Consider the following 16,875-nt stretch of genomic DNA (forward strand, 5'->3'; position numbering starts at 1 on the left):
GATTATTCACTTTGATTAAAATTTTCTTTATTTGTAGATACCAATCAATATATTACACAACAAATTTCAATCACCAATAAACACATTATTAAAATGAAAAACATTTCAGTTATTGGCTCTGGCACAATGGGCAATGGTATTGCTCACGTTTTTGCTCAAAGTGGTTTTAAGGTATCTCTTATAGATATTAATGTTTCTGCTTTGGATAGAGCAATGGCCACCATCACTAAAAACCTAGACCGCTTAATATCTAAGGAGAAAATTTCTGAAGAGACAAAAGCAAATACAATAAATAACCTTACAACTTTTACTGAGGTTGAAGAAGGAATTAAAAATGCAGATTTAATTGTTGAGGCGGCAACAGAAAATGTAGATTTAAAGCTGAAAATCTTTAAACAACTTGACGAATTAGCAAAGCCAGAAGCAATTTTAGCTTCAAATACTTCTTCTATATCAATTACTAAAATTGGAGCAGCAACAAAACGCCCAGAGAAAGTAATAGGTATGCATTTCATGAATCCTGTTCCAGTAATGAAGTTGGTAGAAGTAATCAAAGGGTATTTAACTGATGATGAAACAACAAATGCAGTGATAGAAATAGCTAAGCAAATAGGTAAAGTACCTGTGCCTGCAAATGATTATGCTGGTTTTGTAGCCAATAGAATTTTAATGCCAATGATAAATGAGGCAATTATTTCATTACAAAACGGAGTAGCTGGAGTAGAAGAGATAGATACTATTATGAAACTAGGAATGGCTCATCCTATGGGGCCACTTCAGTTAGCAGATTTTATTGGTTTAGATGTTTGCATGTCAATTATGAATGTGCTTCAAGAAGGGTTAGGGGATACTAAATATGCTCCAAGTCCACTGCTTGTAAATATGGTTCAGGCAGGTATTTTAGGAGTGAAATCTGGTGAAGGTTTTTACGATTGGGAAAAAGGAAATAACAAATCGCTAGTAGTTAGTAAGCGTTTCTTATAAACAATAAAACGCTAGTAAGAACTGAATCTTACTAGCGTTTTATATTTAATTTATTTCAACTTATTTGCCATTTACAGCTACATAACTTTCTACAAGAGAAGCTAAATTTTTGACATCATATATTTGCCAGATATCACCTTTTTGCCTAAACTTTACAATCAAATCATCAACTCTATCAGATCCATCTAATTGAATTTGTAAAGTAAGTTCGGCTTGAGTTCCTTCTATTTTTTGATCTTTTATACCTTTAAAATTAGCACCATCTCCATGAGCTAATGTCAATAACCCTAGTACTTCTGTGCTTAATCCATCTACAGTTTTTGGAATATTAATTTGCCCTTGACTAATACTAGTTTCAATTTGTTCCTTAATGATAGATATAATAGAAGGGCGCATAAATGCAATAAGTCCTGTTGATATATCTAACTCTCCATTATTTGCCTTTGTAGAATAATCAATATATTGATCAATTACACTATTTAAAACCTGATCAACATCTATTAATTGATTAAAGGCGGCTAAATCTTTATTATCTATAGAAGATTTTATTTTAATGAATGTCATCTCTGGATCATTCTTTTTTGATAAGTAAAAGAACCCTCCAATTGCAGCAATTGTGATAAGAATACTAGAGATAATAATGAGACCTTTATTCATTTTAATATTTTATTGTTTTAATTCTGACATGAATAAACAAAAACAGCATTTGAAATCAAATCCAAATGCTGATAAAGATATATTTTTTATTTATTTAGATGTAAATAAATGTAGTAAACCTGCAACAGGAGTGTAGAATAACAAAATTTCTGGATTTTCTACAATAGTATCTACTACAGATGAAACCGACACATCTAAATCTTTTTGTTTGTCTACTATTGGTTGAACAATTTCTAACTGTTCTTGAGCATTTAAAGGATAATTGCCATTATTTACATTCTCCTTCAAGTGCTTAAAATCATTTTTATGTTTTGTAAAAATAATAGGCCATAAAGCTGGAAAGAATTTGAAAGAACGTTGAACGTTTTTTATACTAACAGAAAGTAAATCCCAAAAGTCATACGGCTTACGGCCATAAAGTTTTACAGCTTTGTTTAATTCATCTTGCATTTGATCATGAATTTCTTCACTTAATGCTAAAATTTCTTCCTCAGAGATATCTTCTATTTCTCTTTCTCCAATCATTTTATAAGGGCTAATTCTTTTACCTCTAACAAAAGTAAGATTGGCAGGAAAAGCAAAATAAAATAACCAAGGCTGAATTGGTATTAATAGAGACATAAATCCAATAGGTAAAAAAGGTATGCCTAATTTCTGTACAAAATCATTCAATAATGAAGCACTGTAACTAAAAGGGTTAATAAACTCTCCATTAACAGTAGCAAAAGGAACAATATCTGTTTTGTATTTTATACTCATTCTTAGCGTTGAGGTCGCTAAGCGTTGTAATGTATATTTATTATTAAATCCTTTTCCAATACCAGGAACACCTTCTGGGTAAACTAGAATATTAGAGCCATTGTAATGCATGGCAGTTTCATAGTTTAACCAAGTAGCATCAATTGCTCCTAATTTTTTCCAAAAGTTTTGAATTAGGAAAGGATTCATAAATTGACTTCGAGATAAGGCAGGAGCAGTAATAGCTCTTACACTTTTCTTCATGTCAAAGTTATTTTTTTCGAATAGGCCTGAAACAAACGAAATAGCATCCCATGGGAAAGCCATTCCAGAATGGTTACTCGCATATATTAAAGGTCTATCGGGATTATTTCTTTCAGGAACTTTATCAAAACCAACAAATTTAACACGGAAATAACCATCGTTTATATGATTTAGAATCAGTTTAGTGATACTATAAGCATATCCGGCGTCAAAATAATCATCAAGTATATGTGCATTCTCCTTAATTTCTTTAGGAGCATCAGCAGTAATTAACTGACTACTATTAGTAATATCAGGTGTACTACTAGTTTTTTGGTCTTTAATTATTTCTTGCAATTCTTTTGGATTTGAGGTCATTGTTGTAGGTGATAAATGTACTGTAAATTAGTCGTTGATCAAAATTACAATTTTTATTGTACTTTTTGATAATTTATTACAACAATGTTTATTCACTTATTAGTTCTAATTTAAACCAAATGAAGTGATACCATAACCGTTTGTTACTTGGCCATAGAAAAACATATCTACAGTAATTAAACCAAAAATAATAAAGGCTAAAGCTACGAATGCTCTTTGTACAAGCATCTTTTTAAGAAAGACTTGGTAACATTTAACTACGATAGCAAAGTTAGCAATAATCAAGTAAATAGTAAGCATAGTGTTCATATCAGAAAGTTTAAGTGATTGAGAAGATTTAATTATATAAACTGATTTATAGCTACTTAGTTTGTCTATTTTTGCTAACAAGTTTTAAGGTTTACAGTTGTTTGTAATTAAAAACTGATTTTGAAATGGAGTTTTGATTCTAATTAATTCTTATATTGTGTAAATATTCATTCACTTATACCAATTTTAAACACAATAACTTAACACATGAATGCCAAAGGAACACAAATGGGAGAGATGCAATTAACAAGTAAACAGAAGGGTTTTGCGTCTAAAATGCTTAATCCTTTTAAATTTAGATTATTTACTTTAACACAAGTGCCACTTGGTTTTATTGCAGGCATGAAACTAGAATCATTAAATGGTGTAACATGTTCAACATCTTTGCCTTTTAAATTTCTGAATAAGAATCCGTTTAAATCTATTTATTTTGCTGCTCAAAGTATGGCAGCAGAATTATCTACAGCGTCTTTAGGTATGCTTCATCTAAATGAACACATGAAATCAATTGCGTTTATTATTGTAGATATGGATGCCAAATTCAGTAAGAAAGCAATTAGTAAAGTTACTTTTGTATGCGAAGATGGACATTTAGTAAAAGAAGCAATAGATAGAGCGTACGAAACAGGAGAAGCAGAAGAGATTAAAATGTTAACCATTGGAAAAATGGCAGACGGAACAGAAGTATCAAGATTTCACTTTACTTGGTCGTTTAAGAAAAGATCAAAAAGGTAATAAAAACTATAAATTTTAGTAAAGAGTGATGTAATTAATTGCATCACTTTTTTTATGATATAAAGTGCATAAAAAAAGCCGAACATTAGTGTTCGGCTTTTTCAGTGTTGTGTGTGCGATTGTGTGTTTCAAACAATCAAGATTTGGATAAACCTCCTCTCGATTTTAGCATTGTGTTATTATTGTATTGTTTATCGGTATAACAAAAGAACAAAAAGTGTATATATTACGCAAGCTTTAAATGTATTAAATACAATTAAGATGTTTATTTTAACTTAATTTAACAAATTAATACCCTAATGCCGTTCCATCACTTCTTGTTCGGTCAGATGCGCCTTCGTAAGTGCCATCTTTATTTTTTAAAATACAGTCCATTTTACCTAAAATAGGCACAAAAGCTATTTTATGTCCCATTTTTTCTAAACCAGAAATAATAGATGGAGGAAAAGCCTTTTCTTCCAAATAGATTTCATCAGGTAACCATTGGGAATGAAACTTTTTCGCATCTACAGCTTCTTGCATACTCATATTAAACTCAGTTACGTTTAATAAAGTCTGGGCAACTGATGTAATAATTGTTGAGCCACCAGGTGTTCCCAGAACCATATATAAGTCGTTATCTTTTTCTACAATGGTTGGAGTCATACTAGAAAGCATCCTTTTATTAGGAACGATTTTATTTGCTTCTCCTCCTGTTAAACCAAATTGATTGGGTTGACCAGGTTTTATACTAAAATCATCCATTTCATTGTTCATAAAAAAGCCTGCACCATCAATTACTACTTTACATCCAAAATTTCCGTTCAGAGTTGTAGTTATGGCAACTGCATTTCCATGTTTATCAACTATAGAGTAATGAGTTGTTTCAAAACTTTCAATTTTAAGAACATCACCAGCTTTTATATCTTGTGAATTTGTAGCCGATGTTAAATCAATTGATTTTATTCTTGAACGAACATACTCTTTACTTGTTAATTGCTGTATAGGTACTTTGTAAAAATCATTATCACCTAAAAAAGTAGCTCTATCTGCGTATGCTCTTCTTTCTAGTTCTGTAAGAAGGTGAATCCACTCTACAGAATTATGTTTATAGTTATTCGTATTAAAATCTTCTAGACCAATTAATATTTGAGCTAGAGTAATGCCACCAGATGAAGGAGGAGGCATAGAAATGACAGTATACTTATTTTTAAATGTTGTTTTAATTGGGGTTCTCCATACAGAAGAGTAATTTTTTAAATCATTGTATGTAATAATGCCATTACTATTTTGCATAGCATTTATGATTTTATCAGCTACTTCACCATCATAAAAACCTGCTCGTTTATTTTCCTTAATACTTTTTAAAGTAACGGCTAAATTAGGGTAGTTAATTTTATCACCTGCTTTCCAATTATCTTTATTATAAAGTTGAATTGCATTCTTATTATAATCGTTAAAATCTTTCTGATATTGATTTATTTTTTCAGCTTCTAGTTGAGTTAATATAATTCCATCTTCTGCTAATCGAATTGCAGGCTGTAAAAGTACATCCCAAGGGAGTGATCCATATTTTTCGTGGATTTTAATCATTCCATCAACAGAACCAGGAACACCACTTGCTAAAAGACCTTTTAAACTTAAGTCTTTTACAGGTACTCCATTTGCATCTAAATACATTTTTTCTGATGCTGCAGCTGGCGCTTTTTCTCTAAAATCAAGACTTCCAGAATTACCAACTTGATCTCTATAAACCATAAACCCACCGCCACCAATATTACCAGCTCTGGGGTAGACAACGGCCAGTGCAAAATGTGTTGCAATAGCAGCATCAAAAGCATTGCCTCCTTTTTTTAATATAGATATCCCAACTTCTGCAGCTAAGGGGTGAGCACAAGATACAATACCATTTTGGGCAATAGTGCCATAATTTTTATTTAAGGGTGTCTTGGTTTCACAACTAAATAATAGTGTCCAAATACTTAAAAATAGGAGATATTGAAGATTACATTTCTTGAAAAGGTGAGTCATAAATTGAAAAGTTATTTAATTGACATTTTTTTACATTAAAAGTACAGCAATGAATTAATTTTTCCACTTTAATCTTATATGATTCGATAAAATGGTTTTAAATTGCAATGCAATACAAGTTGATGAATTACGATAAGAGTAAATATAGATTATGAGTATCGAAATACGTGAAGTAGAAAATAAAAAAGAACAAAAACAATTTGTTGATGTTCAATTTAAAATATATAAGGGAAATGAATTTTGGGTTCCTCCAATCAAGAAGGATGAATTAACGGTTTTTGATGAAAATAACCCTTTTAAGAAATTCTGTGATACTCAGTATTGGATTGCATATAAAGATAATGAGCCTGTTGGTAGAATAGGGGCAATTATTAATAAAAAGTACAACGAGAAAGAAGGGAAAGATAACGTACGTTTTACTCGTTTAGAGTTTATTGATGACAGAGAAGTAGTTCAGAAGTTATTAGAAACTGCAGAAAAATGGGGTAAAGAAAGAGGTATGACAGGAATTGTTGGTCCTCTAGGATTTACAAACTTAGATCATCAGGGAATGATGGTGGAAGGCTTTGATCATTTACCTTCTGTTGCTTCGGAATATCACTTACCTTATTACAAAGACCATTTAGAGGCACTTGGTTACGATAAATTAGTAGATTGGATTGAATTTCGTCTTACTTTGGATCAAGCAATCATTGATAAAGGAGCAAGAGGTGCAGCTTTATTAATGAAGAGAACAAAAACAAAAATGATCAGCTTTAATTCTTCTAAAGAATTATTAGAGTATGCAGATGGTATCTTTAATTTACTAGGAGAGGCTTTTAAAGACCTTTACAGTGTAATTGAATTTGATGCTGACATGGTCGAATATTATAAAAAGAAATTCTTGAAGATGATCTCTCCAAAGTATGTCAAAGTACTTGTAAGTGAAGAAGATGGTGAGATGATGGGTTTTGTAATTGGTTTACCTTCTTTATCTAAGGCGCTTCAAAAAGCAAACGGTAGTATTTGGCCATTTGGTTGGTACCATATCTATAAAGCCTTAAATAATAACGATACTTGTGATATGTTACTTACAGCTGCTACACCAAAATTACAACGTTTAGGCGGAGGTGTAATGTTAGTTGGAGAACTTCAGAAAACGATGGCGGAGAATGGTATCAAGTATTTGGAAACAACAGGTATGTTTGAGACAAATCAAAAAGCTATTCAAAACTGGAAAAATTACGACCATATCCAGCATAAGAGAAAAAGGTGCTTTACAAAAGAACTGTAATCTCTTTCATAATATTACATGAAAAATGCTCATTAGAATTTAACTAATGAGCATTTTTTATATACTTCCAAATTGATAGGATAACCTTTTAATTTCTTGGTTAATATCATCTTGCCATGCACATTCAAACCATTTGGCGGCTTCTACACCTACAAAACGCCAGTGCCAGGCTTCTTTTCTTATATTTTTCTCAATTCTGAAATAATAAGTTGGCACCCATCCATAATCAAAACCATATTTTAAGAGCCAAAGAAATAGCTTAGTATTTTCGCCAGCATATCTTATATCTATTGTAGTCAATAAATGATGTTCAGAATAACCAGGAGTTTCAGCTATTTTAGGCCCATGTTTTTTAAATACAATTTCCTGAGTACGCTTTGATCTATATGAAGAACGAATGTTGATATTTACACCTTTTCTTAAAGCGTCTGCTTTCATTTTTTTATATTCTATATATGCAGGGTAGAGGAGTTTGTCAGAACCAATGTTTACATATTTTTGATTTCTGATATCTATAAAGTCGATATAATTAAATGGTACACCTATAGGCATATTCATAAAATCATAGAAAATTTTATCTGGGTGAATATCTATACCCGATTCTTGAGCTAAAAACGTACTCATATTAATTCTATATCTCCAATATTTTTTTTGGAGAGATGGAGGACAATCGTTTTGTGCAAGGGTAATATTTGATAAAAAAAAGAATGCGATACAAAAAAGTTTTTGCATTGATTGATGTTTGTTAGTTTAAAAAAGCAAGCTACAAGATTTTTGACAACAAAAAAAGGGTAAATCCGAAGACTTACCCTTTCTTATATTTAAAAAGCTAATTCAACAACTTATGCGTTGTGAACGAAAGCTACTAAATCTAAAACTTTGTTAGAGTATCCGATTTCGTTGTCATACCAAGATACAACTTTAACGAAAGTATCAGTAAGAGCGATACCAGCGTTAGCATCAAATACTGAAGTTTGAGTTTCACCGATGAAGTCGTTAGAAACAACTGCATCTTCAGTGTAACCAAGAACACCAGATAATTCATTTTCTGAAGCTCTCTTCATTTCAGCACAGATTTCAGCATAAGTAGCTGGCTTTTCTAAGTTTACTGTTAAATCAACTACAGAAACATCTGGAGTTGGTACACGGAAAGCCATACCAGTTAATTTACCGTTAAGTGCAGGAATAACAACACCTACAGCTTTAGCAGCACCAGTAGAAGAAGGAATGATGTTTTGACCAGCACCACGTCCACCTCTCCAGTCTTTTGCCGAAGGACCGTCAACTGTTTTTTGAGTTGCAGTAGTAGCGTGAACAGTTGTCATTAAACCGTCTTTGATACCCCACTTGTCATTTAATACTTTAGCGATTGGAGCTAAACAGTTTGTAGTACAAGAAGCGTTAGAAACGATATCTTGACCAGCATATTCAGTATGGTTAACGCCCATTACGAACATTGGAGTACCATCTTTAGAAGGAGCAGAAAGAACAACTTTCTTAGCACCAGCTTCGATATGCTTACGTGCAGTATCATCAGTTAAGAATAAACCTGTAGATTCAACAACTACTTCAGCAGCTACAGCATCCCATTTTAAGTCAGCTGGGTTTCTTTCAGCAGTTACACGTACAGTTTTACCGTTAACAACAAGGTTTCCGTCAACAACTTCAACAGTTCCGTTAAAACGACCGTGAGTTGAATCGTACTTAAGCATGTAAGCCATGTACTCAACATCAATAAGGTCATTAATTCCTACTACTTCAATGTCGTTTCTTTCTACTGAAGCACGAAATACGAAACGTCCGATACGACCGAAACCGTTGATACCTACTTTAATTGCCATAATTTTATGTAATATTAATTTTAATAAATAATTCTTCTAAAATTGTGTTGCAGCAGATGTTACAAATAATTTGATCCGTATCATTTACTACACTGCAAACATACCTTAGTAGATTGTTTAATGGAATGACATTTATCATTATTTGTTGGCAATTTTACCCAAATCTAAACAAAATATAAGTGTATTAATCACTATTAAATCAGTGGTTTAAGTACAAAAAAGAAGGGTTTACAAAATATAATTTTTGTAAACCCTTAATATTGAATAGGATGATATTGAATTTGTATGTTTGCACATACTTATAGTTCATAATCAAACAAATTCGTTTTATAGAATCTTATATAAAGTCATTAACTAAAAAAACTAAGATTTTTTCAATTTTGCGAGCTTTTTCTTCGATCCGAAGATAAAATCAACAAGTCCTCTTACTTCTCCATCAGCATTTGCTTGCTGAAATTTCTTATATAATTGGAGGTGTTTCTCTGGATCAACGTTAAATTTATCTTTTCCTTCCTCTAGCTTTTGTTTAGAACGATGAAATAGTTGTCTACAATGATCTGCTTTTTTCTTTGCAATTTCTGTAATTTCATTGTAGTTCATATTGAATGCTTCTTTCATTAGATAAACACTAAGTTCAGCATCAGTAAGTCTTTTCATCATATTTCGCAAACCATCTGATAATTCAGCAGCCTTATCATTCGACCAATTTTCGAAAGGATCTAGCTGGAAGTTATTAGTAATATTTGACCAATTATCTACGAGATGTTCTTTTTTTCTTTTTAAACTTTCGAGATGATTTAGGCAAGTATTAGTAATCGTTTTTATCAAATAATTTTTGATATCTTCTATTTTTGAGAGGTCAACTCTTAATATCTTTATAAAAGTTTCTTGTACCATATCTTCTGCATCTGATGCTACACCTAAAATTCGGTAGGCAACAGTGTAAAGCAAAGGACGATATTCGGTGATTGCTTGTTCAGCTAACATAATGTTGGTTACAAGTGGTAGTGTATAATTGATTATGATTAATAATCCATATCTTAATTCATTGCAATTTAATGAAAAACTTTGATGGAATAATACTATTTAAAGTAATAAATACTATTTCTAAAGAAATTATATGATTTAATTTAATGAGTTCTTCAAATAAGTTAAATCTCAATAGAGGTTTTAACTTATTTTTTAATTCAAAAATGAGTGTTTATTCATTATTTAAATTGTAAGTAATTGATTTTTATATATTTAAATGTAAATAGGAAAGTCATAAATTGTGTAAATAATTTTTGATTTCATGTAGAATATTTCTTTATTATTTTTAAATAATATAGGTATATGATAAGCTATTTATTGAGGGGATTAATCTTAAAAACAAAAAAAAAGCACAAGAAGAAACTTCCAGTGCTTTTAACCCAAAAACTAACTATTACTCTTAATCTTTATATTTTCATAAGCCCATTTTATAGAGCCGATTAAATCATTTTTTATAATTAATCTAACGGTGAATACTTATTCACTGTTGTTGTTTTGGTGTGAATATTCTTAAATAATATTTATTTAAAATAGACATAAAAAAAAAGCATTAGAAGAATCTTCCAATGCTTTTTCATAACCCAAAAACTAACTATTACTCTTAATCTTTATATTTTCATAAGCTCGTTTTATAGAGCTGATTAAATCATTTTTTATAATTAATCTAACGGTGAATACTTATTCACTGTTGTTGTTTTAGTGTGAATATTCTTAAATAATATTTATTTAAAATAGACATAAAAAAAAAGCATTAGAAGAATCTTCCAATGCTTTTTCATAACCCAAAAACTAACTATTACTCTTAATCTTTATATCTTAAAAACTCTATTGAGTTTATTATTTCAAATCTTATAAATATACTAACGTGTGTATTGACTTGAGGTTTATAAAGTTGTTCAAACAAATTACAATAGTAGTTAATGAATGAAAATTTTAATATAATGTGTTTACTTCTTTTTTCAGATTCATTAGTGCTATATCAATAGGAGTGGCATTTTCTGAAATACTATTTTCCAGAATAGCTTTTGCCAATTCAAATCCAGTAGCATCTTTTCCTAAAGATTGTGCAACACTATTAATGAATGATATACTTTCTTCTTTTACTCCTCGAATCGTTTCCCATAATTCTGGAGAAATATATATTTGTTGTGAAAGGTTATGGTTAAACTCTTCCTTTATCGTCATTATTAAGCTTTGATGAAATAAAGTAGCAGGAATTTCATCATAATTAATACGATCCATCAATTCTCTATAATTTATTCTCTCTAAGAAAAGAGCCATTCTTTCGTATGCTTGTAATCTTAAAGGTAAAGTTTGCTCTATTTGGCTTGATTTGATTTTGATAGATAAAGTATCGTAGTCTTTTTGTAAGAACATTTTTACAAGTACAAATGCTCCATATAACACAATCCCTGCAGGAATTGTCATCTTCAATAAGTCTAAAAGGTCTGTCGTCATGTTTAAAAAAATTTATATTGATGTACAATATTAGTAACCTCTTTGTTCTATATCAATTTCTGAGGGGTGTGATTGATAAAATCCATCACTTATTTTATTAGAAAATGTTTTCAAGGTGTTTTCCAATGGAAATAAACACCAAATATAGGCTTTGATTTGACATCATATAGACTGATTTTAGTTAAAAAAACTCCTTTTTAAAGAAGATCAATATTAAATCTCTTTAAAAAGGAGTCTTATGAGTGTTCAATAACAATTATATCTATTCAATTACTATTAAAAGTGAAATCAACATAAATTTTAATTTGTTTTACGATAAGCTAATATGGCCATAGTATTTACAACGGCTGCATATATACTTATTATGATAAAATTATTTTTTACATCTGTAAATGTTGCACCTTTTAATAAAACATTTCTCATTACTTCAATAAAATACCTTACAGGGTTTAAAAGGGTAATGTTTTGAGCCCATACTGGCATATTTTCAATAGGCGTAAATAAACCGCTCAACAAAACAAATACAATCATAAAGAACCATGCTATAAACATAGACTGTTGTTGTGTATCAGCTTTTGTAGATATAAAAAGACCAATTCCTAATACTACTAGAAGGTAGATCATGGCGAAAGAGAAAATGATATATAATGGTCCTAGTAGAGGAACATTAAAAAATAGTTTTGCTATTACTAAGCCAAATGATAACACGAACATACCAATACACCAAAATGGAAGTAATTTACCAACAATAAACTCACCCTTAGTTATTGGTGTAACATTCAGTTGCTCTATAGTACCAATTTCTTTCTCTTTTACAATATTCATTGATGTTAAAAATAATCCAATCATGCTTACTAGTAGAACCAATAACCCAGGAACCATATAAAACTTATAATTCAGAGTTGGATTGTACCAGTTTTTCATCGAAAAATTTATTTGAAAAGGCTCCATTCCCTTTTCTTTTAAAACATCTGAAAAATCATGACTTTTTAAGAATTCTTCTCTAAATTCTTGAATAATCGTTTGTGAATAAGATGCTGATACTCCAGCAGTCATTCCATCAATTGCATTAACTTTTGCAGAAAGGTCTACAGGTTTATTATTGATGAGATCTTTTTCAAAATCATTTGGTATCTCTAACGAAATACTTGCTGAACCATTCTGTAATACCTCTCCATGAGGGTCTGTAGCATTTCTAAAGTTTACAATAGAAAAGTAATTAGAGGCCTCATATTTAGAAATTAATTGCTGTGATAAATGGGAGTGATCTCTATCAACAATTTCGATTTTTATATCTTTTACATCAAAAGTTGCAGCAAACGATAGTACCAATAATTGTACAATTGGCATAACAAAGATAATAGGAAGCATTCCTTTATCTCTGAATATCTGTTTAAACTCTTTTTGGAGTATAAATTTTAATGCACTCATATATTTATTTTTTATAATGATTTAAAACCATTATTAATCGTCTAATCTAATTTTGAAACGTTTTACACTTACAGCAATTAATACAATAAACATAAAGCAAAGAACAGCTGTTTCTTTCCAAATGTATGCTATTGTTACGCCTTTTAGCATTACCGATTTTATGATAATATTAAAGTAAGTGGCTGGTACAATACTAGAGACTACTTGAAGAGGCAAAGGCATATTTTCAACTGGGAAAATAAAACCTGAGAGCAACATTGTAGGTAAAAACATTGCAAATAATGAAATCATTAATGCCAGTTGCTGAGTTTCTGCAATTGTAGAAACAAAGATTCCTAATGCTAAAACCACTAAACAATAAAGAATAATTTCTCCAATCAATAATGCATAGTTACCTAGTACTGGTACCTCAAATAAATATTTGCCTAAACCAATAATTATCGATGCATTTAAGAAAGATAGAAGGAGGTATGGAACTACTTTACCAAGAATTATGGTAAAAGGATGCATGGGCGATGCCAATAAAACTTCCATTGTTCCTGTCTCAATTTCTCTTGTTATGGCAATAGATGTCATCATGGTACAGACAAGCATTAAAATAATAGTGATCAATCCAGGTACAAACATGTAAACAGAAAGTAATTCCGGATTGTACCTCATTTCTACTTCAGTATTAATTAATGCAGGAGGAGGCAAATGAACTTGCGACATTTCATTTTCAATCAAATAACTTTGTACTTGCATCTGTAAGTATGTACCTACCTGAGTACCTGTGTTAGGGTCTGATGCATCGGAAATGATTTGAATATTAGCAGTCTTACTTTTCTTTAAATCCTCACTAAATTTTGGAGGAAAAACAAGAGTAGCTTTTATTTTACCTTCTCTAAATGTTTTATCAATTTCGTCTGTTGAGGTTAGATATTTATCTAAATCAAAGTAAGAAGTTGATAGTACCTTGTCTATAATTTTTTGACTATGTTCATCTTTTGCCATGTCTAACACGGCAATCTTTACATTTTTAATTTCATTTGATATTGCAAACCCAAATAGAATAATTTGAACGATTGGAATGCCAAATAGAATCAATAATGTACGTTTATCTCTAAATATGTGATAAAACTCTTTTTTTATTATTCCACCTAATCTACCCATAATTTTATTTGATAGTGTAGTTTTCACCACGTGCAATTTTTACAAAAACTTCATCCATATTATCGGCATTGAACTCTTTTTTAAGTTCTTTGGGAGACCCATAACCTGCAATTTTGCCATCTACCATCATAGAAATTCTATTGCAATATTCAGCTTCATCCATATAATGTGTGGTAACAAATACTGTAGTTCCAGAATCACTAGCTTCGTAAATCAATTCCCAAAATTGCCTTCGTGTAATGGGATCAACACCTCCTGTGGGTTCATCAAGAAAAACAACTTTAGGATGATGTATCGTCGCGACAGAGAAAGCAATTTTTTGCTTCCATCCAAGAGGAACTTCTTTAAGTAATTTATGAGAGACATCAGATAAGCCGAGTCTTTGGATCATATCATTACTTCTGTCTTTCAATTCCTCTTTTGATAAACCATAAATACCTCCAAAGAAATGGATGTTTTCTAATAATGTTAGGTCGTCATATAAAGAGAACTTTTGACTCATATAGCCAATGTTCTTTTTAATTTCCTCTTGTTGAGTAAAGACATCATAACCAGCAACACTAGCTTCTCCAGAAGTAGGAGATAGGAGTCCTGTAAGCATTTTCATAGCTGTACTTTTTCCGGCTCCATTTGCACCAAGAAAACCAAATATCTCACCTTTTTTTACATCAAAGGTGATTTCATTTACAGCTTTAAAATCACCAAATTTTTTGGTTAATTTATTTGCTGTTATAATATTATTTCCAGTTTCCATTATCTATTTCTTTTGAGCGTTCATCAAACGAATAAATACATCTTCAATATTCGATTTAATTTCTTTTATAGAGACTTTTTTATAACCTTCTTTTTCAATATAGTCTTGCAAGTCAGCCTTTATATCTGCGTCTCTCTTATCTGTATAGTGAAGCAATTCTCCAAAAGGAAAAACACTATCTATAAACTCATATTTTCTTAATGTTTTGATAAGATGATAATTGGAGCCATCTACTTCAATAGCATATAATTTTTTATTAAAAGATGCTGCTATATTTTCAGGTGAGTCAATACTTAAAATTTCACCATTGTTTATTAAAGCAACTTTATCACATAAATCTGCTTCGTCCATATAAGGAGTAGAGACTACTATTGTGATATTGTGTTTTTTTAATCCTTTAATAATATTCCAGAATTCTTTTCTAGATACAGGGTCAACACCAGTAGTAGGTTCATCTAAGAACAATACTTTTGGGTAGTGAATCATTGCAGCACAAAGTGCTAATTTCTGCTTCATACCACCTGAAAGTGCACCTGCTTTACGATCGTTAAAAGGCTCTATTTGTTGATAGATATCTTTAATCAAATCATAACTTTTAGCTATTGTAGTGCCAAAAGTAGTTGCAAAAAACTCTAAATTTTCTTTTACACTTAAGTCCTCATACAGAGAAAACTTACCAGGCATGTACCCTATATTATTTCTAATATATTGGTAATCAACTTTAGGGTCTTTACCTATTACAGTAGCAGTGCCACTATCAGCCACCATTAATGAAGCCAATATTCTAATTAAGGTAGTTTTACCAGCTCCATCAGGACCAATTAATCCGAAAATTTCATTTTGCTCTACCTTAAAAGAGATACCTTTTAAAGCTTCTACTATTTCTTTTTTTCCGTAAGACTTCTTAAGGTCTTTAACTTCTATAACTGACATATTAATTGCTGTTTAGAAGTTGATCTCTGCAGGCATTCCTATTCTGTATAGACCGTCTTTATTTTGAACTTTTACTTTAAAAGCATAGATAAGACTAACTCTTTCTTCTTTAGTCTGGATTGTTTTAGGTGTAAATTCTGCTTTATCAGAAATCCACTCAACAATGCCTTGTGTTTGATTTAAAGTACCGTCTTTTCCGTCTGTTAAAACAGTTACTTTTTGTCCAATTTTCACCCCATTTAATTGGGTTGCAGTGGCATACGCTTTTACTTTAATGGTAGACAGATTTGCAACTTTATACAAGGGTCTACCGATACTTGTCATCTCACCTCTTTCAGCGTATTTCTGTAAAACAGTACCAGTTATTGGAGAAATGATATTACATCTGTCAATATGTTCACTTAAAACGTCTACCTTTTTACTTAAAGGGCCATACTGACTTAGAGTTGCTCTATTAGAATCTTTTATCTTTCTTCGTGTAGCTTCCAATTGTTTCTCGTTAATTGCTAATGAAGAATTAACTTGATCCAATTGTTGCTGAGTTGCAGCTTCTGTTGCAAATAATTTCTCTAAACGATCTTTATCAATCATTAATTTTTTATGTTGAGCTTCATAAACAGCAATTTGCTCATGAATACTCATAACTTTAGAGCCTAGAGCTGCAATGTTAGCCAATACCTCTTCTTTTTGGAGGTGAAGTAGGACAGTGTCTACTAAACCAACCTGATCACCTTCTTTGACTTTTTGACCTTCTAGGACATCAAAATTTACAAGTTGACCATTACTTTCTGCTGAAACTATTACCTCAATAGCTTCAAAATTACCATAAGCATCTGATTTATTATCCTCATTAGAGCATGAGAAAAGTGATGCGGCACCTAAAGTTAGAAGTGCAATTCCTTTAGAATAAATTGATGTATATATATTGAATTTCATTGTTTCTGATGTTT

At 30.9% G+C, this 16,875-nt stretch carries 16 protein-coding genes; 3 read left to right on the forward strand and 13 right to left on the reverse strand.

All coding sequences use genetic code 11. The annotated features are described in order from the left end of the window. Positions 1–93: 93 nt before the first annotated feature. Entirely contained in the window at positions 94–984 is an 891-nt protein-coding gene (locus KM029_RS01955) for a 3-hydroxyacyl-CoA dehydrogenase family protein (RefSeq protein ID WP_144075109.1), read from the forward strand. A gap of 60 nt (positions 985–1,044) precedes the next feature. Here the strand turns inward: KM029_RS01955 and KM029_RS01960 are convergent, their stop codons facing one another. The 3 genes from KM029_RS01960 to KM029_RS01970 form a co-directional block, all read right to left on the reverse strand. Further along, a complete protein-coding gene (locus KM029_RS01960) occupies positions 1,045–1,641 on the reverse strand; it encodes a hypothetical protein (RefSeq protein ID WP_144075110.1) in 597 nt (198 codons plus the stop codon). A 90-nt stretch (positions 1,642–1,731) separates the two neighbouring features. After that, positions 1,732–3,000, reverse strand: a complete 1,269-nt coding sequence (locus KM029_RS01965) for a lysophospholipid acyltransferase family protein (protein ID WP_144075111.1) — start codon at positions 2,998–3,000, stop codon at positions 1,732–1,734. Between the two features lie 105 nt (positions 3,001–3,105). After that, positions 3,106–3,390, reverse strand: coding sequence for a hypothetical protein (locus tag KM029_RS01970; RefSeq protein ID WP_144075112.1), 285 nt, complete (start codon positions 3,388–3,390; stop codon positions 3,106–3,108). 126 nt (positions 3,391–3,516) lie between these two features. Between KM029_RS01970 and KM029_RS01975 the strand changes: the two genes are divergently transcribed. Then, entirely contained in the window at positions 3,517–4,044 is a 528-nt protein-coding gene (locus KM029_RS01975; RefSeq protein WP_144075113.1) for a thioesterase, read from the forward strand. A gap of 288 nt (positions 4,045–4,332) precedes the next feature. Here KM029_RS01975 and ggt read toward each other — a convergent pair whose 3' ends face one another. After that, positions 4,333–6,054 carry a gamma-glutamyltransferase gene (gene ggt, locus KM029_RS01980; RefSeq protein ID WP_144075114.1) on the reverse strand — a complete coding sequence of 574 codons (1,722 nt, stop codon included), beginning with the start codon at positions 6,052–6,054 and terminating at the stop codon, positions 4,333–4,335. Positions 6,055–6,205: 151 nt separating this feature from the next. Here ggt and KM029_RS01985 point away from each other — a divergent pair, with 151 nt between their 5' ends. Further along, positions 6,206–7,327: a hypothetical protein gene (locus KM029_RS01985; RefSeq protein ID WP_144075115.1), complete on the forward strand. Its 1,122-nt coding sequence runs from the start codon at positions 6,206–6,208 to the stop codon at positions 7,325–7,327. A 57-nt stretch (positions 7,328–7,384) separates the two neighbouring features. Here the strand turns inward: KM029_RS01985 and KM029_RS01990 are convergent, their stop codons facing one another. The 9 genes from KM029_RS01990 to KM029_RS02030 all read right to left on the reverse strand — a co-directional run bounded on the left by KM029_RS01990 (position 7,385) and on the right by KM029_RS02030 (position 16,861). Continuing rightward, positions 7,385–8,059 (reverse strand): M15 family metallopeptidase, encoded by a 675-nt coding sequence (locus KM029_RS01990; RefSeq protein ID WP_144075116.1) that lies wholly within the window; start codon positions 8,057–8,059, stop codon positions 7,385–7,387. A gap of 110 nt (positions 8,060–8,169) precedes the next feature. Further along, positions 8,170–9,171, reverse strand: coding sequence for a type I glyceraldehyde-3-phosphate dehydrogenase (gene gap, locus KM029_RS01995; RefSeq protein ID WP_215586356.1), 1,002 nt, complete (start codon positions 9,169–9,171; stop codon positions 8,170–8,172). A 360-nt stretch (positions 9,172–9,531) separates the two neighbouring features. Further along, complete coding sequence (locus tag KM029_RS02000) at positions 9,532–10,155, reverse strand: sigma-70 family RNA polymerase sigma factor (protein WP_144075118.1); 624 nt, start codon at positions 10,153–10,155, stop codon at positions 9,532–9,534. Positions 10,156–11,130: 975 nt separating this feature from the next. After that, positions 11,131–11,655, reverse strand: coding sequence for a DUF7935 family protein (locus KM029_RS02005; RefSeq protein ID WP_144075119.1), 525 nt, complete (start codon positions 11,653–11,655; stop codon positions 11,131–11,133). A gap of 300 nt (positions 11,656–11,955) precedes the next feature. Beyond that, entirely contained in the window at positions 11,956–13,086 is a 1,131-nt protein-coding gene (locus KM029_RS02010) for an ABC transporter permease (RefSeq protein ID WP_144075120.1), read from the reverse strand. Between the two features lie 33 nt (positions 13,087–13,119). Next, a complete protein-coding gene (locus KM029_RS02015) occupies positions 13,120–14,265 on the reverse strand; it encodes an ABC transporter permease (protein WP_205125458.1) in 1,146 nt (381 codons plus the stop codon). Further along, positions 14,243–14,992, reverse strand: a complete 750-nt coding sequence (locus tag KM029_RS02020) for an ABC transporter ATP-binding protein (protein WP_144075121.1) — start codon at positions 14,990–14,992, stop codon at positions 14,243–14,245. The genes KM029_RS02015 and KM029_RS02020 overlap by 23 nt, the downstream gene beginning before the upstream one ends. A 3-nt stretch (positions 14,993–14,995) precedes the next feature. Beyond that, positions 14,996–15,925: an ABC transporter ATP-binding protein gene (locus KM029_RS02025; RefSeq protein WP_144075122.1), complete on the reverse strand. Its 930-nt coding sequence runs from the start codon at positions 15,923–15,925 to the stop codon at positions 14,996–14,998. A gap of 12 nt (positions 15,926–15,937) precedes the next feature. Next, the gene (locus KM029_RS02030) at positions 15,938–16,861 is read right to left on the reverse strand and encodes an HlyD family secretion protein (protein WP_144075123.1); all 924 of its coding nucleotides are present in this window, start codon (positions 16,859–16,861) and stop codon (positions 15,938–15,940) included. Positions 16,862–16,875 lie beyond the last annotated feature (14 nt).

It is taken from the genome of Flammeovirga kamogawensis, assembly GCF_018736065.1.
In the GTDB taxonomy this organism is placed as follows: domain Bacteria; phylum Bacteroidota; class Bacteroidia; order Cytophagales; family Flammeovirgaceae; genus Flammeovirga; species Flammeovirga kamogawensis.